The following is a 25,288-nucleotide window of genomic DNA, read 5'->3' as shown; positions in this document are numbered from 1 at the left end:
GGATGCAGGGATCCGGCTATATGATACGTCCCCGATGTATGGTCATGGCCTGGCGGAACTGAGGCTCGGACAGGCTCTCAGGTGGAAAAATCGGGATGACTTTGTCATTGCCACGAAAGTTGGTCGCACACTGCACGCCGCACATCGTGCCGAAATCGATTTCGCCCCCTGGGTCAATGCAGCACCCAACCGCATGAGATTTGACTATACTTATGATGGGACTATGCGATCTTTTGAAGATTCATTGCAGCGACTAGCTCTTGAACGAATCGATATGGTGTTTATCCATGACATTGACCGGTTCACACACGGGAAAAACCAGCCAGAAGCTTTCAAACAGGCAATGGACGGAGCCTGGCGCGCGCTTGAAAAACTGCGTACCGAGGGTGTCGTCAAGGCTATTGGCGTTGGTGTGAATGAATGGGAAGTTTGTCATACCGCCCTTCAACAGCATGATTTCGACTGCTTTCTGCTTGCGGGTCGTTACACCTTACTTGAACAGGATGCTTTGCGGGATTTTCTACCGCTTTGTGAACAAAGGAATGTCACGTTGCTTGTCGGCGGGGGCTTTAATTCGGGTATTCTCGCCACAGGCGCTGTAAAGGGGGCTAAATATAATTACGCTCCTGCCCCGCCGCATATTCTCGAACGCGTTTCCCGCATTGAGGCCGTTTGTAAACGACATCACGTTCCGTTGCCTGCGGCGGCTCTACAGTTTGTCGTGGCACACCCGGCGATTTCGTCTTTTTGTGCAGGCACCCGGAATACCAGTCAGCTCACGCAAAACCTGGCATGGTTCAGCCATCACATTCCAGAAGAGTTCTGGAGCGACCTTAAGACCGAGCACCTTCTGGCCGAAGATGCCCCCGTCCCTGTTGCAGCATAACTTATTGTCTGAAGAGGGCGGCACTGCTTGCCGACCCCTCTCCAGATCTCCGCGACATTCATCTTTTTGCGATCTGTACGTTTTCTTTTCCAAATTCCATTTCGCGCTATGGACAGCCAATCTGCTATATGTAACATAAATACCGTTATGTATTCTGGAATAAGCGTTATCTTTTGGAGTGACAGAACATAGCGTTATCGAGCTTCTTCCAAGGTCATCCATGCTTGTCATGGCCTTGAAGGTCTCAGGCGTTGTGAATGACTCTGAAAAGATAGCTCTCCCGGGATCTTGGTAATCTGCACGTTACAAACTGGGTATGGCCTTATGGATCTGGTTCTTGGAGTTGATGTTGGAACAGGGAGCGCCCGAGCAGGTCTCTTTACCCTTGATGGGGAAAAGAAGGCCTCTGCCGTCCAGCCGACACGTACATGGACGCCAGCCCCCAACTATGCCCAGCAGTCTTCCGCTAATATTTGGGAGGCTGTTTGCACCGCAACCCGCGCGGCGCTTTCCAAACTCGATCAGCCCTATCGGATTGTAGGTATTGGCTTCGATGCAACCTGCTCTCTTGTCGTCCTTGATCCAGAAGGCCGTCCGTTATCTGTCGATCCTGAAGGTGCGGATGGGCAGGATATTATCCTGTGGGCCGATCATCGTGCCCTGAAGGAAACCACCGAAATTAATGCCGGTGGCTACGACGTCCTGCGTTATGTGGGAGGCAAAATCTCCCCGGAAATGGAAACGCCAAAGCTTCTTTGGCTCAAACGTAACCTGCCGGATATTTTCGCCAAAGCTGGGCATTTTTTCGATCTGCCAGATTTTCTGACATGGCGGGCTACGGGATCTCCCTCTCGCTCAGCATGTTCCACGGCCTGTAAATGGACCTATCTGGCTCATGAAGATCGTTGGGATGACACGTACTTCAAAGCCATTGGTCTTGAGGAACTGACAGAGAACAATTTTTCCCGGATTGGTAATGATATTCGTGCATTGGGCGGGATCGTTGGCGAAGGTCTGAGTGCTGAAGCTGCCGCTGAACTGGGGCTTGAGCCCGGTATTCCTGTTGGAGTGTCTGCTATTGATGCGCATGCAGGTGGTATCGGCGTCTTCGGCATTGAAGCATCTGGAGCACTTTCGGACGATGTGCTTGAGCGCTCAATTTCACTAATCTGCGGCACGTCCAGTTGTCATATGGCAGCCTCCAAAGAGGCCCGATTTGTTCCGGGAGTCTGGGGGCCATACTGGAACGCTATGCTTCCCGACATGTGGCTCAATGAAGCAGGCCAGTCTGCAACAGGCGCGTTGATCGATTTTGTCATTTCCAAGCATGCTGCTGGTCCTGCCCTCAAGCAGGAAGCAGAACAGTCTGGGACGAATATCTACGCCCTGCTGAACGATCGTGCAGACGCTCTTGAGCAGGATAAACTTCCAGGAACGAGCACGGCGAACCTGCATGTGCTTCCGGATTTCCATGGTAATCGTTCGCCCCACGCTGACCCTGACCTCAAGGGCGTGGTGAGTGGGCTAAGCCTTTCCGCTACTGCAGATGATTTGGCGAAGCTGTATCTCGCTACGCTGCAAGGTCTCGCATACGGCACCAAAGACATCATTGATGCGCTCAATGCACAGGGCTACCGGATCGACACGATCCTCGCCACGGGGGGTAGCACCAAGAATCACGTTTTCCTGCGTGAGCATGCTAACGCAACAGGCTGTCGCATTCTCCTGCCCGAAGAGCCGGACTCCGTTCTTCTGGGGGCAGCCATACTTGGCGCCGTTGCCAGCGGAGAATACGCTGACCTTCGCACCGCCATGGCCCGGATGAGCCATGCCGGAACCGAAATCCTGCCTGATGAGCGCACGGCCGCCTATCATGCAGCCAAACGTTCCATCTGCCATGACATGCTGAATAGCCAACTCGCATGGCGTCAGCAGATGCGGGACGTCCTCGAACCTGCCCCTTCTCACTGATCCTGCATCCTTTTTTGAAAGGTCTGAGTTTCATGTCCCGTCTAAAGTCACTCTGCGCCCTGACCCTTCTCTTGAGCGGTTCAGTTCTCTCTTCAGCTCATGCTGCTGGCACCCTGACAATCGCCACCGTGAACAACGGCGATATGATCGTCATGCGGCAGCTTTCCTCGGAATTCGAGAAAGCCCATCCGGATATTCATCTGAACTGGGTAACACTGGAAGAAAACGTCCTTCGCCAGCGTGTTACGACCGATATCGCAATGAAGACAGGGCAGTTCGACGTCGTGACCATTGGCAACTACGAAGTTCCCATCTGGGCCAAGCAGGGCTGGCTGACGGAACTCAAGCCGGATGCAGCCTATGACGTAAATGACGTCCTCCCATCTGTCCGTGAAGCTCTGACGTCTGACGGCAAGTTGTACGCCCTGCCCTTTTACGCAGAAAGCGTCATGACCTATTACCGTAAGGATCTGTTCCAGAAGGCTGGCCTGACCATGCCAGAAGACCCGACTTACGACCAGATTCGCCAGTTTGCGGACAAGATCACGGACAAGTCCGGTCAGGTCTATGGCATCTGTTTGCGCGGCAAGCCGGGTTGGGGCGAGAACATGGCTTATGTCAGTTCACTGGCCAATACCTATGGCGCGCAGTGGTTCGATATGTCCTGGAAGCCTCTGCTGACGTCTGATGCCTGGAAGAAGGCGCTGACATGGTACGTTTCGGCGATGAAGGAAGATGGCCCTCCGGGTGCCACGTCCAACGGCTTCAATGAAAATCTGGCCCTGTTTGCCAGCGGCCATTGTGGAATCTGGATTGATTCCACCGTCGCTGGTGGTCTGCTGTTCGACCCGAAGCAGTCACAGGTGGCTGACAAGGTTGGTTTCGCACCGGCTCCCAAAGGTCCATATGGCAAGGGCCCGACATGGCTGTGGGCCTGGAGCCTCGCCGTCCCGGTCAGTTCCCATCAGAGTGCCGATGCCCAGACCTTTATTACATGGGCGACGTCCAAGGATTATGTGAAGCTGGTTGCCGACCGTAAAGGATGGGTTGCTGTTCCTGCCGGCACGCGCGCATCCACCTATGCAGCCCCTGAATACCAGAAGGCCGCCCCCTTCGCCTCTTTCGTGCTGAACGCCATCAAGACAGCCGATCCGAACGGACAGACGGCTCAGCCTCGCCCCTACACCGGTGCGCAGTTTGTTGGCATTCCCGAGTTCCAGGCCATGGGAACGCAGGTTGGGCAGACCGTTGCCGCTACACTCTCCGGTCAGATGACGGTCGATCAGGCTCTTGCGTCCGCCCAGTCTTCCATCACCCGTTCGCTGCGCCAGTCTGGCCGCGCTAAATAAGGCCCAATGCGATGCAGGCCGTTGTCGAACATAGCCCCACACCGGGAGCCTCCGCGCAGAAGGGAAAAGGAGCAGGTTTCCTGCTTCTTTCTCCGGCTGTTCTGATTCTTCTGGTCTGGTCGCTTGTCCCGCTGGGGATGACCCTGTGGTACTCCCTCCTGAACTATAATCTTGTGGACCCGACGCTCCACGGCTTCGCAGGGTTCAGCAATTACTGGTACCTGCTGACTGATCCTGATTTCCTGCACTCCCTCCTCAACACGTTCATTCTTGTAGCTGGCGTGCTGGTCATCAGTGTTGGTGGCGGGACACTTCTGGCTGTCCTGTATGATCAGGAGTTTTTCGGGCGTGGTATTGCCCGTGTGCTGGTGATTTCCCCGTTCTTCATCATGCCAACGGTCTCGGCCCTGCTGTGGAAGAACCTGATGCTGCACCCGATTTATGGCGTTTATTCCGCCATGATGCGGGCTGTCGGCCTCACACCGATCGACTGGCTGGCGAAGTTTCCGCTTCTGACAGTCATGATGATCGTTGCATGGGAGTGGCTGCCTTTCGCCGTGCTTATTCTCCTCACAGCCGTTCAGTCGCTGGACAGCGAGCAGAAAGAAGCCGCCCGTATGGATGGCGCAGGTCCTATCGCGCGGTTCCGTCATATTATTCTGCCCCATCTGGGGCGTGCGATCAGTGTCGTGGTCATGATCGAGACGATCTACCTGCTGACGGTTTTCGCAGAAATTTCTGTGACGACGGCTGGCGGCCCTGGCGTGGCGTCCACCAATCTGGCTTACCTGATTTACTCTCGCGCCCTGCTTCAGTTCGATGTGGGCGGTGCGTCTGCCGGTGGTATTATCGCCATCATCATCGCCAATATCGTTGCGGTCTTTCTCGTCCGTTCCGTTGCTCGCAATCTGGAGGTGTGAGATGGCCGTCAAAACGAAACGCAGTACTCGGATTGCCGTCACCCTTCTGGGATGGGGCATTGCTCTTTGGCTCTTTTTCCCGATTTTCTGGATGATTCTGACCGGCTTCAAGAGCGAAGTGGAAGCGGTATCAACGCCGCCAAAACTGTTCTTTATGCCCACGCTCAGCAGCTATGCGGAAGTTTTCGAGCGTGCCAGTTACTGGCATTTTGCACTTAATACCGTCATCGTGTCAGTCGGTGCGACAGCGGGCGCCCTGTTGCTGGCCATTCCGGCCGCATACTCGATGGCCTTCATGCCTTCAAAACGAACGCGCGGCACGCTGCTCTGGATGCTCTCGACCCGGATGCTGCCCCCGGTTGGCGTACTGGTTCCCATTTATCTCCTGGCCCGCAACACGCACCTTCTGGACACATGCACCGGTCTGGCAATCGTGGATATGCTCACGAACTTACCGATTATCGTCTGGATGCTGTTCACATTCTTCCGTGAAGTCCCGGCTCCCATTCTGGAAGCGGGCCGTATGGATGGCGCTACCCGCTGGCAGGAAATGACAATGGTCCTTCTGCCTCTGGCATTACCCGGCATTGCGTCCACGGCCCTGCTGTCGCTGATCCTCTGCTGGAACGAGGCCTTCTGGTCCCTGAACCTGACGTCTTCCAATGCCGCTCCGCTGACGGCTTTCATTGCCTCGTTCTCGTCCCCGGAAGGGCTGTTTTTCGGCAAGCTTTCCGCCGCCTCTACCCTCGCTGTGGCTCCCATTCTTGTTTTTGGCTGGATCAGCCAGAAGCAGCTTGTCCGCGGCCTGACATTCGGAGCCGTGAAGTGACCGACCTCTTCCTTCCTGCCGTTGCCCCTATGCTTGAAAACGGGATCTGACCCATGGCCACGCTTGAACTCAAGAACATCCGCAAGACGTATCTTACGGAAGAAATTATCAAGGGCATTTCCCTGTCGATCGAGAACCAGGAATTCGTGGTGTTCGTCGGGCCATCTGGCTGCGGTAAATCCACACTTCTGCGCATGATTGCTGGCCTCGAAGACATTACATCCGGTGACCTGCTGATTGATGGTCAGCGCGTCAACGACGTGGAGCCCGGTAAGCGCGGTCTGGCGATGGTGTTCCAGTCCTATGCGCTCTATCCGCATATGAACGTCTACAAAAACATGGAATTTGGTCTGAAGCTTGCCGGGATGCCGGAGGCAGAGCGCAGGCAGAAGATCGAGCATGTTGCCCGTACGCTTCAGCTTGAGCCCTATCTGAATCACAAGCCGGGCCAGCTTTCAGGTGGGCAGCGTCAGCGCGTGGCCATTGGGCGTGCTATTGTCCGTAACCCCAAGGTATTCCTGTTCGACGAACCGCTGTCCAACCTTGACGCCGCTCTGCGTGGCCAGATGCGTGTGGAGCTTTCGGCTCTTCATCGTAAACTTGGTGCCACGACGATCTATGTGACCCACGATCAGGTCGAAGCCATGACCATGGCTGACAAGATTGTCGTTCTTCAGAAGGGTGTTGTTGAGCAGATCGGTTCTCCGCTGGAACTGTACCATCACCCTCGCAACCTCTTCGTGGCGAAGTTCATCGGGTCCCCTCCCATGAACTTCTTCTCAGCCATTTTCCAGGATGGCAACGCAGAAGGCTCCACGGTTCAGCTTCGGGACGGAACAGTCATGCATGTTCCAGTCGCCCCGCCCGGAATTCTGCCGGGCACCAAGCTCACGCTCGGTATCCGGCCTGAACATCTTGAACTCGCCGCCCCCGGCCCGAATAGCGGCATCGTCGAAGTTATCGAACGGCTGGGTGCGACCACACTCGTTCACGTTCGTCTGGAAGACGGTCAGGTCGTTGTTGTCCAGACGGATGGCTTTACAGACATCGAAGTCGAAACACGCGTTAGCCTGACGTTACCGCCTCAGTACTGTCATCTTTTTGCCCCTGATGGACTGGCCTTTGAGGCCTGTCGTCGTCATCCCCTCGCCGCCTGAACTCAGGAATACTTAAAATGTACATGGAAAAACTTCGTCTCGATGGCCGTACCGCAGTTGTGACCGGCGGTGCACAGAATATCGGTCTGGCCTGCGTGACGGCTCTGGCTGAAGCTGGCGCGCGCGTTGTAATCGCGGATCTGGATGAGGCTCTGGCTGCAAAAGCTGCGGAGGAACTTCGCGCAGAAGGGCTGGATGTCAGCAGCATTCGTATGGATGTTACGAACACGGAAAGCGTCCAGACCGCTATCAAGACCGTGCATGAGCAGGAAGGTCATCTGGATATTCTGGTTGCCTGTGCCGGGATCTGTATTTCCGAAGTTAAAGCGGAGGACATGACGGACAGCCAGTGGCTCAAGCAGGTCGACATCAACCTGAATGGCATGTTCCGCTGCTGCCAGGCTGCAGGTCGCATTATGCTTGAGCAGAAGAAAGGGGCGATTGTTGCGATTGGCTCCATGTCCGGGCTGATTGTTAACCGCCCACAGCAGCAGGCGGCTTACAATGCCTCCAAGGCAGGTGTGCACCAGTATATCCGCTCCCTGGCCGCGGAATGGGCACCTCACGGCATCCGTGCCAACGCCGTTGCTCCAACCTATATCGAAACAACCCTGACGCGCTTCGGCATGGAAAAGCCGGAGCTGTATGATGCCTGGATTGCAGGGACACCAATGGGGCGTGTAGGGCAGCCGGACGAAGTCGCCTCCGTCGTGCACTTTCTGGCCTCGGACGCTGCAAGCCTGATGACGGGTTCAATCGTCAACGTGGATGCTGGCTTTACTGTCTGGTAATCAACATTCGAAACACCGGGCCTGTCATCAGGCCCGGATGTCTCAACTCCGGCGGCTTATCAACGGATCGGTCCGGCTTGGTCGTCCGGTTTCTACATGCCCGGCAACCTGTATATGCCCTGCTGTGCCGCCCTTGCGACGGGTGATCGTCAGATCGTACCAGAAGTCACTTCCAGCAAGCGGATAAAAGCGGGATAGTTCCTGCCCATGCCTTAGAAGAGCAGTCCAGTCAGCTGTCGCACCATAGGCGTCTTCAACGACCAGCTCCGCACCTTCCGACGCAATGCTTTTGAGAAACAGCGTCACGCCTTCCGTCTCTTCGCGAACACGGACCTGCAAGTCTGAAATGTTTTTGCTAGAGCGGTAGAAACCGTTGGGTCCAGAAAGCGTGAAGTCATCATGCGGATGGAGCGAAATACTTAATGTGGCTCCCTCACCAACAGTATAGTGGCGTGACGGACCAGACCCTGAGAGGCGGAAAACTGCTCCCTTTACACCTGTGTTGTTGAGAACGATCTCGGCTTTCTCTGTGTTCACCATCAGGTCTGCTGCCAGATGATACGGAAGAGCACACGTCGCCCTCTGCCCTTCTTCCTGCCATGGCAACGTCTGGTATTGTGGAACCAGAGGTGGAGGCAATATGCAGGACTTGCGGGTCTGCGGCATGTAATCGTCTGTATTGGGAAGATCGGCCTGCCAGCGTGTATCTTTGACGGAGAAGTCAAAAGCAGATGTCAGATCCCCGCAGACAGACCGTCTCCAGGGTGTGATGTTTGGAGCCTGAACACCGAAGCGCTTTTCAAGAAACATCAGAACAGACGTGTGGTCGAACACTTCCGAATTGACACGTCCGCCCTTGCTCCACGGGGAAATGAGGATGGCAGGTACGCGCGGTCCAAGACCTACAGGAACGCCATGATAGCTCTCACCATTGACAGACACTGTGCTGTTTCCCTCGTCTCCTTCAAGTGCAGGAACCGGAGGAGGAACATGATCGAAAAAGCCGTCATTTTCATCATAGTTCAGGATAAAAACTGTTTTAGACCATACGTCCGGATGGCGGACAAACACATCCATCAGGCGTGAGATCAGATGCTCGCCGTAGCCGGGCGGTGCGTTCGGGTGTTCAGAGAGCGCAGCAGCAGGCACAATCCAGGAGACCTGAGGCAATGTCTCTGCAGCCACATCCTTTTCAAATGCCTCGATCAGGAAGCGCCCTTCGGATGTCGCAGCATTTTCAGCCGTGGAGCCTTCAACAATCCGACGCCCCTGTTGATATTGCCAGGACTGCTCGGAAAGCCCCCGAAAAGCGGTAAACCCTGCCAGAGCGTTGTCTCCGAAATTGTCGTATTCCTGATAAACCTTCCAGGACACACCAGCTTTCTGAAGTTCTTCGGCGTAAGTCGTCCATTGAAAGGACTGAAATTTCGGATTGTCGTGGCGCATATCGGCCGAGACGTTCCCGTCATCGACGTTCTCGACCGCCTGCTTGCCATCATGTCCGACGCTTAATCCGTTTGTTCCGGAAAACAGAAAGAGCCTGTTTGGATTGGTTGGCCCAAAAATCGAGCAGTGATAGGCATCACAGATCGTGAAGGCATCTGCGAGCGCGTAGTAATACGGAATATCCCGGCGCGTGAAATGGCCCATCGTCATGGCGGTCTTGTGCAGGATCCAGCAATCCCACTCGTTCCAGACTCTCTGGCTGGCCTTCCAGCTATGATCCAAGCTGGCGATGCAGGCGCTCGAAGTATGCACCGTGTTCATGCGGAACGGCAGAACCGTTGAACCCTCAGCAGTCTTTTGTGCGAAGACGGACGTTCCGTCGGGCTGCTGTGCGGCACGAGGGTCTCCATATCCCCGCACACCGCTCAGGCATCCAAAATAATGATCGAAAGAGCGGTTTTCCTGCATCAGGATCACCACATGCTCGACATCCTGAATGGTGCCTGTTTTCCGGTTGGCCGGAACCGCAAGAGCCTGTTGCAGATTACCGGGCAGTGTTCCGGCAGCCGCAAAAGCGGCTCCCAGTTCAAGAAATCTGCGTCGGCTGGAAAGCGGTCCGGTCATGTGCGGGTCCAATCAGTCGAAGTGCTTGCGAAGCGTGAAGAAGACCATGCGGGGTGCTGCGGCCTGAAGCGTCTGGAAGGTTCCGGATGGGTCGGAATTGACGAAGCCATTGCTTCCAACCGTCGCCACATATTTCTTGTCGAAGAGGTTCGTGACGTTGATCTGCGCATCCAGCCCCCGCAGGAACCAGTTCTGGCTCTGGAAGCGATAGCCAACATTCAGGTTGAAGACGGCGTTGGCTGGAACGGAAGCATCATTGGTATAGGTGTAGTAACGTTTGTCCTGAAACTGCATCAGGACGTTCCCCCAGATTGCGCCGTCATCATAGCCAAGTTCTACGTTGGCAAGATTTGATGGCATACCAACCGTGTGCCGCCCCTTGATGCGGGCAGACACAACGCCATCCGCATACACATTGTCATCATACAGGGAGTTGTTGAAAGCATAGGACGCGAACAGCGACCAGTTCCGTGCAAACTTCCAGTTCGCCGCGACATCCACGCCGCGCGCTGTAACGCCACCCACGTTGCTCAGAACCGAGGCATTTCCCTGAATGCCGACGCCTTGCGTCACAGCCAGAAGACGGTTCTGGAACTCGACATAATACCCTGTAACGGAAGCCTGAAACGTCCGGTTATGGAAACGGTATCCAAGCTCTTCCGTGTTGGACATCTCGGGCTTCAGCTTCTTCTGAAGCACTTCAAAGCCAGCGGTCGTTGTGGAGAAAGGACCTGACGTCTGGGCGCTGTCAAAAGCGGCCATATTGCGCGCGTAGTCTGCGAAGATTTCGTTGTGCTGGTTGATGCGATAGTTCGCACCAATCTGCGGCAGAAAACCATTCGAGGCACTTAAAGAGCCGGACGGATAGGTCGTGCCGGTCGGTGTCCCCATCAGATTGCCGCTCAGAGCACGGGCAGAGTTATCCACGATGAGAGATTTGAAGCCATAGGTGAGCTTCAGTGCTGGCATGATCTGCCATGTGTCGCCCAGATGGACCTGATATGTCTTGGTATTAAATGTGCTCTGCCACTGGGTGTAGAAAGAATTTCCCTGATACCAGTGAATGGATGACGGAGCCCCGCTGTCCTGAAGCGGATAGAAGCGTCGGGCCTGCTCGAAATTGTTGTTTTCGAACCAGAAGCCCCAGTCGATTGTGTGGTTCGCGATCTTATATGTCAGGCCACCGATAAAGCCCGCACGGTGGATGTCATATTCCGTGGTACGGGTCGTCAGCGGTGAGCCTCCCAGAGCCGCTGGCGTCGCGAGATAGGGTGTGACCCATGCGCCCTCACCCGTGTTGGTATGACCATATCCGGTCACGAAGCCTTTAAGGCGGCTCGTGATATCAAAATCCAGGCGACCATAGCCCATGGCATCTTCACGCAGACCTGCTGCATTGTAATAGACGGTGTCCTGATTTTCGACACTGGATGGAAAGGCCGTGCCGTTCTGATAGGCCGTGGCAATCTGCTTGGCGAGAGCATAGTTGCCTGTAATGTTGTCGAGCCTGTATCCGTATTTACTGATCTGGGCGAGCGAAAGATCCTGATAATCGTTTTCCTTACGCTTGGACCAGTCCCCGAAAACTGTCAGTTTTACATGCTCTCCGAATGGCTGAATATACTTGGCGTTGGCTTGGTCCTGAACCTGAACACCGTCGCCCTTCCACTTGTTGGCATCCTGATGATTGTAGGACACATAGAAGCGGCCACCGCCTTTGAGTTCGCCGCTGTTAATACGGGCAAATGTACGCCAGGTTGACGCCGAGCCGATCGTTCCGGCCACATCTACACCGAATTTTTTGGTCGGATCGACGGATGTAAACTGCAACGCACCGCCCAGATCGTTCGATGCCGCTACACCCAGCGCACCCGCGCCCTGTGTCAGCGTTGAGGGGCCATTGTTTTCGGTCTCAAGAGCGCGACCGATAGAGAGCCCGTTATCATTACCATAGGCCAGATTTCCCAAAGGAATGCCGTCCATCGTGAAGCCGAGGCGGCTTTGGTCAAAGCCACGAATAATAATCTGCTGTGACCATTCATAAGATCCCAGTGGATCAGACGACGTGAACATGACGCCTGGCAGTTTGGACAACGTCTTGAATGGGCTTGTTCCTGGCGTCATTTCCTGAATGGCCCTCCGGGAAATGGTTTGCGTCTCACGCGCGGCGCCTGCCCCAAGAACAACGACGGATTCTGCGGATGCCGCTTCAGTGGATCGCGGCGCGCTCTTTTTGGCAGATACTTTTTTGGCCTGTGTAGTGTGCGACGTGGCCTTTAGCGGGGAATGACTGGAAGCTGCATCGTTGGCAAACACAGTCTGAGGAACTGAGAGAGCGACAATTCCGCTCAGACAGGTCGTCAGGGCAAGCATCATCTTCATTCTTGTGTATTCCCGCTAGGGCGTGAATCGGCCCGTGAATTTGCGGGGACGTTATGAAGGCGGTTCCTTTCTGTCGTGTTATCGTTTCAAGACATTGCAATATGGTTTTCACATTTAAGAGCACGGACAAAAAAAGGCCCGCCGAATGGCGAGCCTTTTCGATAGGAAAGCGGATTTTTCTGAACTTTCTCAGGCAAGAATATAGAACAGCAATGCCGAAACCGTAATTGTAACAGGCAGGGTAAAGAGCCACGCCAGAGCAATCTTGGTCAACATATGCATGTTGATTCCTGACCCGGACGCCACCATCGTTCCTGCAACACCGGACGTGATGATGTGCGTTGTGGAGACCGGCAGGCCTGTATAACCAGCGGTCATGATCAAGCCTGCCCCGACAACTTCGGAAGCTGCGCCCTGCGCAGGGTTTAGGTGAGCTTTGCCAATCCCCTCGCCCAGTGTCTGAACAATACGACGATACCCGATCATCGTCCCGATGCCGAGGCAAAGCGCACTGAGAAGACGAACCCAGAAGGGTGCGTATTCCACGGTTGGACGAAGTTTTTTGGCGAGAGATGCAGCTTCTTTCTTCTGCTTATCCGATGCAGCGGGATTGGACGTTACCGAGCGCAGCCCGGACAGAACCTGATAGATGTCTCCTCGCGTCTCAGCCGGGCTCGCATGAATTTCTGCACCTTTTTCAAGACGATCAATAGACGCCATTGCATCAGCCTTGAAAGAGTATCGATCAAATTCTGCAACCAGTGGGCGTGCCGCCTGGACGTCTTGACGAATGACGTCGTACTGTACTGGAACCTGCGGGTTCAGGGCAAAAGCGGCTGGCATCAGGCCAATGATGGTTAGCATGATGAGACCGATGCTTTTCTGTCCATCATTGTTGCCATGCGAGAAGCTGACCAACGTGCAGGTTGTAATCAGCAATGCGCGTACGATCGGATTGGGTTTGTGATGCGGTTCCGGGCGTTGATACAGCGCTGGCAGGTGCACAAACTTCCGAATGAGGAGGAAGAGAATACCCGCACCGATAAAGCCAAGCGGTGGTGAAACTGCGAGTGTCGTCAGAACCTTCCAGATCTGATTCCAGTCCACGCTGTGCCCCAGATCACGGGCATGGAGAAAGGAATCTCCGATCGCAATGCCAACAAGAGAACCGATCACGCAGTGGGACGATGAATTCGGGATACCAAACCACCAGGTCAGCAGGTTCCAGGCCAGAGCCGTGCCAAACAGAGACACAAGCATGGGAACCGCAGGATTCCCATTTGGTGGCGATAACACATCTGGCGGCAACAGTTCGACCAGCGTGTAAGCCACGGCAATACCGCCGAGGAGCACACCCAGAAGATTCATCAGGCCGGACCAGACGACCGCGACCTTGGGCTTGAGAGAATTGGTGTAAATGACCGTTGCAACGGCATTCGCCGTGTCATGGAAGCCATTGGCAAATTCAAACACGCAGACCAGCAGAAAGCACAGTCCAAGTGCGATGATTGACCAGATAGACTCTGGGGCGAAGTGCAGCATTCTGAATGCCAGCTCCTGGTAAAGGGTAGGTTAATTCTCGTAGCTGCATTCAGGTGTTTGCCAAAGACTGCCTGAGCGTCTTTCATGAAAGTTTCATCGGCGGGAATTATTTCCATCATTTAATGGAACAATCACAATTCTTTCCCGCGCGTTGGGATAAGAAAACTGTGGCTCTATCGCCTGCTTCACTCAAAAGGCTATCCGATGAACCAGCCCGAAAAAAAGCAGCCCCATGAATTATGGCGTGAGACACTCATGTCTGCCTGGAACAACAGACCCAAACCAGAGAAAAGCTCTGGCCTCCATGTCCTTTTTGCCGGTACAGAACGGGCAGATAGCCGCCTGTCCTCCCATTCCCTAACAGATGCTAGATTCCCGCCTGCATGACTTTTCGCGCCACTCTCCTTCTCTCTGCTCTCACGCCTTTTCTGTTGGCTTCAGCCCGCGCAGAAAACGCTCCTCAGGAAACAGAAACCGCGACGCCTATTCGGCATCTGGTGGTGATCTATCAGGAAAACGTCTCCTTCGATCACTACTTCGGGACGTACCCATCTGCCGTAAACCCACCAGGTGAACCGATATTTCAGGCGCGCTCCGATACGCCACGTGCCAATACGCTCGTCACAGCTGATCTTTTACTGAAGAACCCGAACACACGTGCGGAAAACGGAAAAGACGCGTCACTGCCGTTTCGGTTAGATCGCACTCAGGCCAGCACGGCGGATCAGAACCATGCTTACAGCGCCGAACAGCAGGCGTATCATCACGGTCTGGCCGATCTGTTCCCGCGTTATACAGGCCGTGGAACGCCCGGCGGTGTAGGTGCTTTCTCAACCCGTGGGCAGGTCATGGGGTATTTTGACGGCAACACCGTCACGGCTTTTTGGAACTATGCCCAGAACTTCGCCATGAGCGATGCGGCTTATACCGATACATACGGTCCATCCACACCCGGGGCACTGGAAGTCGTGTCAGGCCAGACGAACGGCATGACGATCGTGAAATCTGCCCAGAAGCGCTCCACGCCTGAAGTCCAGTCTCCGTTCATCCCGGATGGCCAAAGTGGCTGGACTATGGTTAACGACATTGACCCGGCCGGAGATGTCTGCTCCGTTCCGACCGAACAGGTCATGATGACAAGCCGCAATATTGGAGACCTTCTGAACCAGAAGCATGTCAGCTGGGGTGGCTTCATGGGCGGCTTTGATCTGACGCTTCGGAACCCTGATGGAACGACGGGCTGCAAACGCCAGACGTATTCCACAGTCGTGGCGCAGAACATTCCCGACTACATCCCCCATCACAACTGGTTTCAGTATTACGCGAGCACGGCCAATCCGACCCATGCGCGCCCTTCATCATCCGATGTCATTGGTCAGACTTTTCAGAAAGACGGGATTCATAAAGACCCGGCCAACCATCAGTATGATCTGAAAGATTTTTACGCGACCGTCCGGGCGGGTCACCTTCCGGCAGTATCCTTTCTCAAGATGCCAGCTCTTCAGGATGGGCACGCTGGGTATTCGGACCCGCTGGATGAGCAACGTGGCGTCGTCAGCGCGATCAATCTGATTCAGAGTAGTCCGGACTGGCGTGATACAGCCATTATTATCGCTTACGATGATTCAGATGGTTGGTACGATCATGCCTATGTCACGCCAACCCACGGGTCCTATGACAACCCGGCTGATCAACTGAATGGCCCCGGTCGTTGCGGAACAGCTCCGGCTCCGGAAGGGGTCTCTGGTCAGCCTGTAAACGGACGATGCGGCCCTGGGACACGCATTCCACTGATCGTAATCTCGCCATGGGCCAAGACCAACTTCATCAGCCATGTTCAGATCACGCAGAGTTCGATTACACGCTTCATCGAAGATAACTGGTTGCATGGTCAGCGTCTTGGCCAAGGCTCTTTCGACGCGGATGCCGCAGACCTGGCGGACCTGTTCGATTTCGGCCGTCAGCCGCGTCTGTCTCCTGTTTTCCTGAACCCGGAGACGGGTGCGCCTGCCTCACAGCCGCCCGCGTCCCCGCTTTGACCTCAGGAACAGTCTGGGGAGTCCTTTATTCCGGGCTCCTTCTGGGCATGTTTTTATCGGGACAACTCCATGCTCAGGGGTGCCTCCCGACAGCAGATGGCAGCAATCCCTGCCCTGTTTCCCTACAACGGCCTAGAATAGAACCATTGTCAGAAATGGCTCAGATAGGGCGGGACATCTTTTACGATCCGCTTCTTTCTGGCTCTGGTCGTCTGTCCTGCGCCTCTTGTCACGATCCGCGTCATCACTACGGTCCATCGAATAATCAATCTGTTTTCATGGGGGGGAAAGCTCTCAAAAGCCCCGGGAAACGGGCCATCCCGTCTCTCGCCTATTTGGAGCATGTACCCAATTTCAGTATCGGGCCTGACAACCCGGAGAGCGAAACGGCTCCTGTGCTGCCTGTCGCGGGGGCTACGGCCTCACACGCCGCAAAAAGTGCAATCGCCAGTTCCGCAACAGCCATTGTGCCGCAGGGGGGGCTTTTCTGGGATGGGCGTGCGGATACCCTTCAGCAGCAAGCTCTAGGCCCGCTTTTTGATCCGGCGGAAATGGCTTCCACGCCGTTAATTGCGCGGAACCGCATCGAAAACGCGCCTTATACCAAAAGCATCAAGGCTCTTGCTGGCCCAGCCGCAGAAACCTCGCCAGATCTGCTTTTATCTGAAGCTCTGTTCGCGCTGGCACGATACCAAATCGAAGAGCCGTCTTTCCATCGTTACAATAGCAAGTTCGATGCGTGGCTTGAGGGAAAGACCCGACTTACACCGCAGGAAAGCGCAGGATATAGGTTATTCAATGATCCCATGAAGGGCAACTGCGCCGCGTGCCATCTGGATCGACCTCTTCCGGGAAATCTGCCACCGCTGCTGACTGACCGGCAATATGAAGCTCTTGGCGCCCCACGCAATATGGCTCTTATGGGGCCATATGAGAACGGTCATTTCGATCTTGGGCTGTGCGAAGCCATGCCCGGTGGGTCGAAACAGTCAGGGGCCTATTGTGGAATGTTCGCCACCCCGACCCTCAGGAACGTGGCGGACCGCAAGGTCTTTTTCCATAATGGCGTTTTTCACGATCTCAGACGGGTTCTAGATTTCTATGTTCTGAGAGACATTCAGCCGGAGCTATTTTATAGCCGTGATACACACGGACGTGTTCGGAAAGCGGACGATCTACCGGCGCAGTATCAGTCAAACCTTGATCGAACCGATGCCCCAATGGATCGCAAACCGGGCGATCAGCCAGCGCTGACGCCCGAGGAGCGGGCGGCTATCATCCGCTTCCTCGAAACCCTGACGGACGGATAGTCTCCCACCCGCCCGTAAGTTTTTACTTCTGGCTGTCAGCCGTAAGGCCGCGATGGGCCAGCATCGGTTCAATGTCCGGTGCCTTGCCATAAAATGCTTCAAACATCGGGCCGTAATCCATGGTGTGACCCTTCGACAGGATCATGTCACGGAAGCGCTGACCGTTTTCACGCGTCAGGCCACCATGCTGTGTGAACCAGGCAAACACGTCCTGATCCAGCATTTCCGTCCACAGATAAGCGTAATAACCAGCCGAATATCCATTGGACCAGATATGCAGGAAGTAGCTGGACCGGTAACGCGGGGGTACGTTCGCTACATCAAGGCCCATGCTGTTCAGTGCATCGGCCTCGAACTTGTCCACATCCTGACGCGGAGCATTTGCCGGGAGAGCATGCCACTTCATGTCCAGCTCAGCTGCTGCCACGATTTCGCCCAGCGCATAGCCTTGGTTGAACTTGGCAGCCTTTTTGATCTTGTCGACCAATGCCTGTGGCATAGGCGCGCCCGTTTTGTAATGACGGGCGTAATGCGCCAGCACCTTCGGGTCCAGCGCCCAGTTTTCATTGAACTGGGACGGGAATTCCACGAAGTCACGGGCGACATTCGTACCAGACAGCGTCGGGTACGTCTGGCTTGCGAACAGACCATGTAGTGCATGGCCGAACTCATGGAACATGGTCGTCACATCATCAGACGTAATGAGCTGTGGTTGACCTGGTGCAGCTTTTGTGAAGTTCGCAACATTGTAAATGACGGGCTTGGTATCAAGGAGCGAGGACTGGCCAACAAAATTGGACATCCAGGCACCGCCAGACTTCGTGTCACGCTTGAAGTAATCGAAATACATCAGGCCAAGCTGTGAGCCGTCCTTGTCGAAGACCTCGAACACCATAACGTCCGGGTTATAGACTGGAATATCTGTAAGCTGCTTGAATGTGATCCCATAAAGCTGATTGGCGGCGAAGAACACACCGTCTGTCAGAACCGTCTTGAGTTCGAAGTATGGCTTCACATCATCCTGGTTCAGCGCATATTTCTCATGACGGACCTGCTCCGCATACCGGTTCCAGTCCCAGGGCTTCAGCGTGAAGTTTTCGCCATCACGATGGATTGCGTCCTGAAGAACAGCCCCTTCCCGCTTCTGCTCGGCAGCCACGGCCGGAACGAGCTTCTGCATAAAATCTTCGGCCGCTTCGGGCGTCTTGGCCATCTGGTCATAAAGCGTATAGGCCGCGAAGCTCGGATAGCCGAACAGCGCGGCCTTCTGGGCGCGTAGCTGGGCTAGTTCGGAAATCGTGGCGCGAGTGTCGTTCTTGTCACCCTTCTCGGCACGGTTCCAACTCTGTTCGAACAGGGCCTGACGGGTTTCGCGCTTGCTCAGATTTTCAAGAGCGGGCTGCTGGGTCGTGTTCTGAAGCGGAAGAACCCATTTACCGGTCAGCTGGCGGCTTTCCGCGTCTTTCTGGGCTGAGGCGATGGCACCGTCATCAAGGCCTGCCAGTGCATCCTTGCTGTCAACAACAAAGGCACCGTCTTTCGCAGCGGCAATCAGCTTTTGCTGATAGACGGATTCAAGATTGGCCAGCTTGGTGTTGATGGCGCGCAGCTTGACCTTGTCGGCCTTGGACAGCTCTGCACCGGCATGAACGAACTGCTGATAATACACATCCAGAAGCTGCGCCTGCTCGGCATTCAGGTTCAGGCTGTCGCGGGTATCATGCAGTTTCTTGACGCGCGCAAACAGACGCTCGTTAAGATAGATCTCATCTTCATGCTGGGACAGGCGCGGCGCTTCGCGGCTCTCAACCTTGTCCAGCTCTGCATCACTATTCGCCTGATAAACGCCAAAGAACGTTTCCTGCACCCGGTCCAGCAGACGGCCGGCCTTTTCCATCGCCACGATCGTGTTGTCGAACGTGGGCGCAGCCTTGTTGTTCGCAATGGCCGTAATTTCGCGCAGATGATCGGCCATGCCACGCTCAAAAGCGGGCGCGTAGTCACTATCCTTGATCAGATCGAAGCGTGGGGCCTGATAAGGGAGCGTGCTGGCCGTGAAGAACGGATTGGCCGCAGCAGCTTGAGCTTCAGTTCCGGCGAAAGATCCGAGTGTCAGGGCGAAAGCGGCCCTGATCCAGAGGTTGGAAGTCATTGAAACATCCTGAAAGTCTTACGTTACCGCGACTGTATGGGAGAAGCCGCACAACGTCCAACCCTCTGTTTCGTCAGCGGGTTACGCGAACAGGCGGCCCGCCCAATCTTCCACGCTGTCCCCGCTGCTGAACGCCGGATCAATCAGCCCATCCACCATGAAGGTCGGAGAGACATGAATGCCGTTCTGCCGAGAATATTTCGCATGCCACTTTACAGCCTTCGTAACGTCTTCGAGCGTAAAGGCCTCAGCGAGGGCGACCCCGCTATAAGTTTCGAGACGTGCAAGGATTTCAGCCGGAGTGGTGTTCATATTCAGGCCAGAACAATGATCGGTGAACTCGAATTCTTCCCGATGGTCCGCCACGGCCAGGAGGACATCATGCGCTCTGTCCCGTCCCTGCTCTAGCGTGGACGCTGCGAGAATGGCGCGAACGATCACGCCGGAGAGCATGTGCCAGGGCTGTGACTGAAGGCGGATGTGCACTGTCAGCCGATCTTCTCCGACTTCTTCGAGAAGAATAGGGATTTTGCGAAGCGCCTTGACAGAAAACGGGCACGTCGGCTCCAGAAACATCTCAAATGTTCTTGCGCCTGTTCCCCATTTCAGTGCGGACAGATGTGCCATCATGTCTTTCCTTCCTAATCGTCCAGACGGACTTTCCGGTTGCGCTTGATTCCCGCCCGATGGGATTTTCCATCCATTCGCTTCTGACGGGCCGCCTTGCCCGGTCGCGTCGGGACGCGGAAAGCCTGTCGATGAGCAGCCTCACGGATCATCGCCGCCAATCGTTCAATAACGTCTTCCCGGTTGCGGAGCTGCGTGCGAAAGCGTCGTCCCGTCAACACGATTTCTCCGTCCCGGGTTGCGCGACTGCCTGCAATTTCAAGCAGTCGGGTCCGTACGCGCTCTGACAGTGCCGGAGAACCTGCTGCGTCAAAACGAAGCTGCGCGGCTGTCGCAACCTTGTTGACGTTCTGGCCACCCGGGCCAGACGCAAGGATATAGGTCACTCTTAGATCTTCGTCTTTGAGGATCAGACCGGGCATGACTTCAACACTCATGCATGCGTTCCTACACGAGGTGGTCTCTCCCAGGAAATACCTATCGACTGGGGCGTCCGTTATTCTGTTGTTGCCAGACACGGGGAGACATTCCGAACCATCGTCGAAAAGCCCGGCTGAAGGCACTTGTTTCGGTATAGCCCAGAAGAATGGCGATTTCGCTGATGTCTCTATTGGCTTCCGTCAGAAGGCGAATGGCGTCAATCTGACGGACTTCATCCAATAAAGCAGAGTAGGAAAGCCCTAGCTGCCCCAGCCGACGCTGCAGCGTCCAGGGAGAGAGGGCAAGTTTCTCAGCAATTTCCCAGAACTCGCATCCCCCATGCGGCAGACAGGTCCTGATCTGCATGATGACCTGCTGCCTCAGAGACGGTGCCTGTTCTGACTTCGCATTCTCAGGACCCCGAGCCAATGTTACCAGAGAAGATTTCATGATCTGCAACAGGCCAGCATCCGCTCCCGGCATCCGTGTCTCCAGCCTGTCTCTCCGGAAGATCAGCGCATTTCGCCCTGTCGCAAAACGGATATCTGACTGAAACACATCGCGGTGTTCTCCCGCCTGCTCCGGCTGGTCGTGGGCGAACAGAACGGCCTGCGGGGTCCAGGCTGACCCCAGTCCTGTTCGGAGAATATTTGCAAACATGCCCATCGTCAGTTCGGCATCATGGCGGCGGTGTTGAATGGTCGGGTCAGTGATCATGTAATCGAGCTGAAACGTCTCAGCAGTCTCGGTCAGGCATGTCACAGTAGAAGCCTGATGATACCCGAAATAGGCGGCCAGATTGCGGACGGCCTGCTCTACAGTCTCAGAACACAGGGCGATGTAGCCAATGAGGCCAAGTTGGTGGGGTTTGAACTGCTGGCCGAAGCACAGACCGATATTTCCATTGCGGGTCTCTATTTCGGCTTCGGCAAACAGACGACAGTAGGCCGCAAGGTTCAAAGCGTCGGTCGGCAAGGCAAACTGCCGTGTTGAAAGGCCGGAACGTCCGGCAATCCGTTCCATGTCTCCGCCTTGAGATGTCAGAAAATCTTCCACCCCCGCCGCGGCTGCGGCAAGAACATGGGCCTTTGATTCGGAGGGCTTTGAAAAGGATGACATCGCATCTTCGTGTTGCTGCTCACTCAACGCGAAGTGTTGGGCGGATTGTTGTCAAATGTCAAAACCTTGTCGTCTGGTGTCAAGTCATGATCAATCCGAAAAAGATATAATTGCGCTAACGGACAAAACCTGGATCGTCTTCTGATAGAGTTCGGGTAGATCAGAGAAACAGGATTGTGGCCATGGCTTACGGATGCACCCTGCGAGGGGAACATTACACGTTCGGGGACCTGAAAACCCTGATGGCCAAGGCCTCCCCAGCGCGTTCTGGAGACGAACTTGCCGGTCTGGCGGCCAGTTCTGATGCTCAGCGAATTGCCGCCCGATATGCTCTGGCAGACTTGCCACTCCGCACGTTCCTTCATGAAACGCTCATCCCTTACGAGGCAGATGACGTCACGCGCCTGATTATGGATACACATGATGCTCAGGCGTTTTCGCCTGTGGCGTCCCTGACCGTTGGCGGCTTCCGGGACTGGCTGTTATCCGATGAGGCCACATCTGAAGCGCTCTCTTCCATCGCTGCCGGGATCACGCCGGAAATGGCGGCCGCTGTCAGCAAGATCATGCGCAATCAGGATCTTATGACAGTCTCTCGCAAGATCCGGGTCGTCACGAAGTTCCGGAACACCATTGGCTTGGAAGGCTGTCTGGCGACGCGTCTTCAACCCAATCACCCGACAGATGATCTGAAGGGAATTGCTGCTTCAACTCTGGACGGCCTTTTACGCGGGATGGGGGATGCCGTCATCGGTATCAACCCCGCGACCGACAGCGTCTCGAACGGCCTCGCCCTTCTGGAGATGCTCGACCACGCTCGTCAGCGCTATGACATTCCGACTCAGACCTGCGTTCTGACACATGTTACGAACACGATCGAGATCATGAACCGTGGCGGCGCGGTCGATCTGGTCTTGCAGTCCATTGCGGGGACACAAAAAGCCAATGAAGGCTTTGGCGTCAGTCTCGGGATTTTGAAAGAAGCTCATGAGGCAGCGCTGACTCTCAATCGTGGCACTCTTGGCAATAATGTCATGTATTTTGAGACGGGTCAGGGCGCTGCGCTGTCCGCCGAAGCTAATCACGGTGTGGACCAGCAGACCGTGGAAGCCCGAGCTTACGCTGTAGCACGGGCCTATAACCCCCTGCTGGTAAATACGGTCGTGGGCTTTATCGGCCCTGAATATCTTTATGACGGCAAGCAGATCATCCGGGCCGCCCTGGAAGATCATTTCTGCGCCAAACTGCTCGGCGTGCCGATGGGCTGTGATGCCTGTTACACCAACCACGCCGAAGCCGATCAGGATGATATGGATAATCTGATGGTCCTTCTGGGGGCGGCAGGCATCACGTTCCTGATCGGGGTTCCAGGTGCGGATGACATCATGCTCAACTACCAGAGCCTGTCCTTCCACGACCTTCTGAGCCTTCGCAAACTTCTGAATTTGAAACCCGCACCGGAATTTGCAGGCTGGCTGGAGCGGATGGGTCTGTATGATGCGCGGAACGACAAGGTTCTGGACGTTCCTCCCGGACAGACTCTTCTCGGCCAGATGGTGCGCTGATCATGACGGACGACCGCATTACCTCCCCGACATCCCAGATACCAGATCCATGGCAAGACTTGCGCCAACTCACCCGCGCCCGGATTGGGCTGGGCCGCACAGGAAATGGCCTGAAAACCAACGATGTTCTGGATTTTCAAGCCTCTCACGCACAGGCAAGGGATGCGGTTCATACGCCTCTGAACATTGAAATCCTGACGGGTTCTCTGGGCGATGAGCCATATTATTGCGTTCAGAGCCGTGCGCCCGACCGTTCGACCTATTTGCGCCGCCCGGATCTTGGACGGCGACTTGATCCCGAAGCCGCTGCTACGCTTCCAAAAGGTGATTGGGATGTGGTTTTCGTCGCGGGAGACGGCTTGTCGTCCTTTGCCACACAACAGAGCGCAATTTCCCTGTTCCGGGCTATGCAGGCCCAGCTTGCTGACTGGACCGTCGCGCCTCTGGTCATCGCCACGCAGGCCCGGGTCGCTTTGGGGGATGAGATTGCTGTGATGCTTGGCGCGAGGATGGTTGTCATGATGATTGGCGAGAGACCTGGTCTTAGCGTGGCGGACAGTATGGGTGTCTATCTGACCTACGGGCCGTATGTTGGCTGCCCCGATTCATCCCGGAACTGCCTCTCGAACATCCACCCACACGGCATGACTGTCCCGGCTGCGGCAGCAAAGCTTTCCTGGCTGATGCGGGAAGCCAGACACCTGAAGCTCACAGGCGTGGGTCTCAAAGATGCTGCTCCTGAAGTCGTAACCCTCGAAACTTCCGTTCCCCTTCTTGAAAAGGACAACGACCAATGAGCAATGCGCCGTCGCATCTCAACAAGTCCCTGAGTGCATTCCATCTTTGGGGCATTGCCGTTGGTCTTGTTATTTCCGGAGAATATTTCGGCTGGAGTTACGGCTGGGCAACAGCCGGAACGCTTGGCTTCCTGATTGCGACCGTGTTTGTCGCCCTCGTCTATACGAGCTTCATTTTCAGCTTCACGGAACTGACCTGTGCGATCCCACAGGCTGGTGGTCCGTTCGCCTATAGTCATCGCGCCCTGGGCCGATGGGGCGGTCTGATTGCGGGTCTCGCCACTTTGGTCGAGTTCATTTTCGCACCCCCTGCGATTGCTCTCGCCATCGGTGCTTACCTGAACGTTCAGTTTCCGCATCTCTCGCCCAAAGTCGCGGCTCTAGGTGCTTATATGATCTTCATGGCACTCAACATTGTCGGCGTGCATATTGCAGCGACGTTCGAATTGTTCATTACAATTGCCGCCATTATTGAGTTGCTCGTCTTCATGGGCGTCGTCGCTCCCGCCTTCTCGTGGGACAATTTCCTGCATGACGGTTGGGGCGTAGCTCCTCATTTCGGCTGGGAAGCCATGGGGGGCATTTTCGCGGCCATCCCTTTTGCCATCTGGTTCTTTCTCGCCATCGAAGGTGTGGCCATGGCGGCTGAAGAGGCCAGCAATCCCCGCCGCTCTATTCCGATTGCGTATGTTGCGGGCGTTCTCACGCTTGTCTTTCTGGCCTTTGGCGTCATGGTTTTTGCTGGAGGTGCCGGAGACTGGCACGCTCTTGCCAACCTGAATGATCCTCTCCCACAGGCCATGAAGCATGTCGTAGGGGCGCACAGCGGATGGCTGCATATGCTGGTCTGGCTTGGTCTGTTCGGCCTCGTCGCATCCCTGCATGGCATCATCATGGGTTATGCAAGACAGATCTTTGCCATGGCGCGTGCCGGCTTTCTACCGGCGGTTCTCGGCAAAGTTCATCCGCGTTTTCATACACCGTATACGGCTACGATTGCTGGTGGCGTCATTGGCATTGCAGCCATTTTTTCCGATGATGTCATTTCGATTCACGGTCAGTCCCTGACGGCAACTCTTGTGACCATGGCTGTGTTCGGATCTCTCACTATGTATATCCTGAGTATGATCAGCCTGTTCCGCCTTCGTCGAACAGAGCCTTCCCTGCCGCGCACTTACCACGCACCGCTCTACCCCGTCCTGCCCGGCATCGCTCTGACTGGCGCAGTCGTCCTTCTGGCAGCCGTGACATACTACAATCCCGAAGTCTGCGCGATCTACATCGCATTCATGGCGATCCTAAGCGCTGTCTTCATGCGAAAATACCAGAACGCACAAACTCGGATCAGGGCCGAGGTCTGAG

At 55.3% G+C, this 25,288-nt stretch carries 19 protein-coding genes; 12 read left to right on the top strand and 7 right to left on the bottom strand.

The window, feature by feature from the left end; genetic code table 11:
* From GJA01_RS08910 to GJA01_RS08880, 7 genes are all read left to right on the top strand, one after another.
* Positions 1–886: aldo/keto reductase (locus tag GJA01_RS08910; RefSeq protein WP_099282340.1), on the top strand; the 886-nt coding region annotated here is incomplete at its 5' end.
* Positions 887–1,210: 324 nt separating this feature from the next.
* Positions 1,211–2,857: an FGGY-family carbohydrate kinase gene (locus tag GJA01_RS08905; protein WP_062505073.1), complete on the top strand. Its 1,647-nt coding sequence runs from the start codon at positions 1,211–1,213 to the stop codon at positions 2,855–2,857.
* Between the two features lie 32 nt (positions 2,858–2,889).
* Positions 2,890–4,206, top strand: a complete 1,317-nt coding sequence (locus tag GJA01_RS08900; protein ID WP_062505222.1) for an ABC transporter substrate-binding protein — start codon at positions 2,890–2,892, stop codon at positions 4,204–4,206.
* Between the two features lie 11 nt (positions 4,207–4,217).
* Positions 4,218–5,126 carry a carbohydrate ABC transporter permease gene (locus GJA01_RS08895; protein WP_062505075.1) on the top strand — a complete coding sequence of 303 codons (909 nt, stop codon included), beginning with the start codon at positions 4,218–4,220 and terminating at the stop codon, positions 5,124–5,126.
* A gap of 1 nt (position 5,127) precedes the next feature.
* Positions 5,128–5,955, top strand: coding sequence for a carbohydrate ABC transporter permease (locus GJA01_RS08890; RefSeq protein ID WP_061930822.1), 828 nt, complete (start codon positions 5,128–5,130; stop codon positions 5,953–5,955).
* A 53-nt stretch (positions 5,956–6,008) separates the two neighbouring features.
* Positions 6,009–7,112 carry an ABC transporter ATP-binding protein gene (locus GJA01_RS08885; RefSeq protein WP_010503227.1) on the top strand — a complete coding sequence of 368 codons (1,104 nt, stop codon included), beginning with the start codon at positions 6,009–6,011 and terminating at the stop codon, positions 7,110–7,112.
* Positions 7,113–7,129: 17 nt separating this feature from the next.
* On the top strand, positions 7,130–7,903 hold the full coding sequence (locus GJA01_RS08880) for an SDR family NAD(P)-dependent oxidoreductase (protein ID WP_023941998.1): 774 nt from the start codon (positions 7,130–7,132) through the stop codon (positions 7,901–7,903).
* A 42-nt stretch (positions 7,904–7,945) separates the two neighbouring features.
* On the opposite strand, the gene GJA01_RS08875 is transcribed toward GJA01_RS08880, so the two are convergent.
* The 3 genes from GJA01_RS08875 to GJA01_RS08865 all read right to left on the bottom strand — a co-directional run bounded on the left by GJA01_RS08875 (position 7,946) and on the right by GJA01_RS08865 (position 13,897).
* Positions 7,946–9,973 (bottom strand): phosphocholine-specific phospholipase C, encoded by a 2,028-nt coding sequence (locus GJA01_RS08875; RefSeq protein ID WP_062505077.1) that lies wholly within the window; start codon positions 9,971–9,973, stop codon positions 7,946–7,948.
* Between the two features lie 12 nt (positions 9,974–9,985).
* Positions 9,986–12,355 (bottom strand): TonB-dependent receptor, encoded by a 2,370-nt coding sequence (locus GJA01_RS08870; RefSeq protein WP_062505079.1) that lies wholly within the window; start codon positions 12,353–12,355, stop codon positions 9,986–9,988.
* Between the two features lie 189 nt (positions 12,356–12,544).
* Positions 12,545–13,897 (bottom strand): inorganic phosphate transporter, encoded by a 1,353-nt coding sequence (locus GJA01_RS08865; protein ID WP_010503231.1) that lies wholly within the window; start codon positions 13,895–13,897, stop codon positions 12,545–12,547.
* 383 nt (positions 13,898–14,280) lie between these two features.
* Here GJA01_RS08865 and GJA01_RS08860 point away from each other — a divergent pair, with 383 nt between their 5' ends.
* Both GJA01_RS08860 and GJA01_RS08855 read left to right on the top strand, forming a co-directional pair.
* The gene (locus GJA01_RS08860) at positions 14,281–15,936 is read left to right on the top strand and encodes a phospholipase C (protein WP_062505083.1); all 1,656 of its coding nucleotides are present in this window, start codon (positions 14,281–14,283) and stop codon (positions 15,934–15,936) included.
* Between the two features lie 155 nt (positions 15,937–16,091).
* Complete coding sequence (locus GJA01_RS08855; RefSeq protein WP_062505085.1) at positions 16,092–17,246, top strand: cytochrome-c peroxidase; 1,155 nt, start codon at positions 16,092–16,094, stop codon at positions 17,244–17,246.
* A gap of 22 nt (positions 17,247–17,268) precedes the next feature.
* On the opposite strand, the gene GJA01_RS08850 is transcribed toward GJA01_RS08855, so the two are convergent.
* From GJA01_RS08850 to qhpR, 4 genes are all read right to left on the bottom strand, one after another.
* The gene (locus tag GJA01_RS08850) at positions 17,269–19,398 is read right to left on the bottom strand and encodes a M3 family metallopeptidase (RefSeq protein ID WP_062505087.1); all 2,130 of its coding nucleotides are present in this window, start codon (positions 19,396–19,398) and stop codon (positions 17,269–17,271) included.
* 81 nt (positions 19,399–19,479) lie between these two features.
* Entirely contained in the window at positions 19,480–20,025 is a 546-nt protein-coding gene (locus GJA01_RS08845) for a DsbA family protein (RefSeq protein ID WP_062505089.1), read from the bottom strand.
* Between the two features lie 14 nt (positions 20,026–20,039).
* A complete protein-coding gene (gene arfB, locus GJA01_RS08840) occupies positions 20,040–20,462 on the bottom strand; it encodes an alternative ribosome rescue aminoacyl-tRNA hydrolase ArfB (RefSeq protein ID WP_062505090.1) in 423 nt (140 codons plus the stop codon).
* Between the two features lie 40 nt (positions 20,463–20,502).
* The gene (qhpR, locus tag GJA01_RS08835; protein ID WP_062505092.1) at positions 20,503–21,564 is read right to left on the bottom strand and encodes an AraC-like transcriptional regulator QhpR; all 1,062 of its coding nucleotides are present in this window, start codon (positions 21,562–21,564) and stop codon (positions 20,503–20,505) included.
* Between the two features lie 182 nt (positions 21,565–21,746).
* Between qhpR and GJA01_RS08830 the strand changes: the two genes are divergently transcribed.
* From GJA01_RS08830 to eat, 3 genes are read left to right on the top strand one after another with little or no spacing between them, the layout of a single operon-like run.
* Positions 21,747–23,129, top strand: coding sequence for an ethanolamine ammonia-lyase subunit EutB (locus tag GJA01_RS08830; RefSeq protein WP_062505094.1), 1,383 nt, complete (start codon positions 21,747–21,749; stop codon positions 23,127–23,129).
* Between the two features lie 2 nt (positions 23,130–23,131).
* On the top strand, positions 23,132–23,926 hold the full coding sequence (gene eutC / locus GJA01_RS08825) for an ethanolamine ammonia-lyase subunit EutC (protein ID WP_062505096.1): 795 nt from the start codon (positions 23,132–23,134) through the stop codon (positions 23,924–23,926).
* Positions 23,923–25,287, top strand: a complete 1,365-nt coding sequence (gene eat, locus GJA01_RS08820; protein WP_062505098.1) for an ethanolamine permease — start codon at positions 23,923–23,925, stop codon at positions 25,285–25,287. The genes eutC and eat overlap by 4 nt, the downstream gene beginning before the upstream one ends.
* Position 25,288 lies beyond the last annotated feature (1 nt).

Source organism: Gluconobacter japonicus (assembly GCF_002723975.1).
In the GTDB taxonomy this organism is placed as follows: Bacteria; Pseudomonadota; Alphaproteobacteria; order Acetobacterales; family Acetobacteraceae; genus Gluconobacter; species Gluconobacter japonicus.
This window is presented reverse-complemented; position numbering and strand designations above follow the sequence as displayed.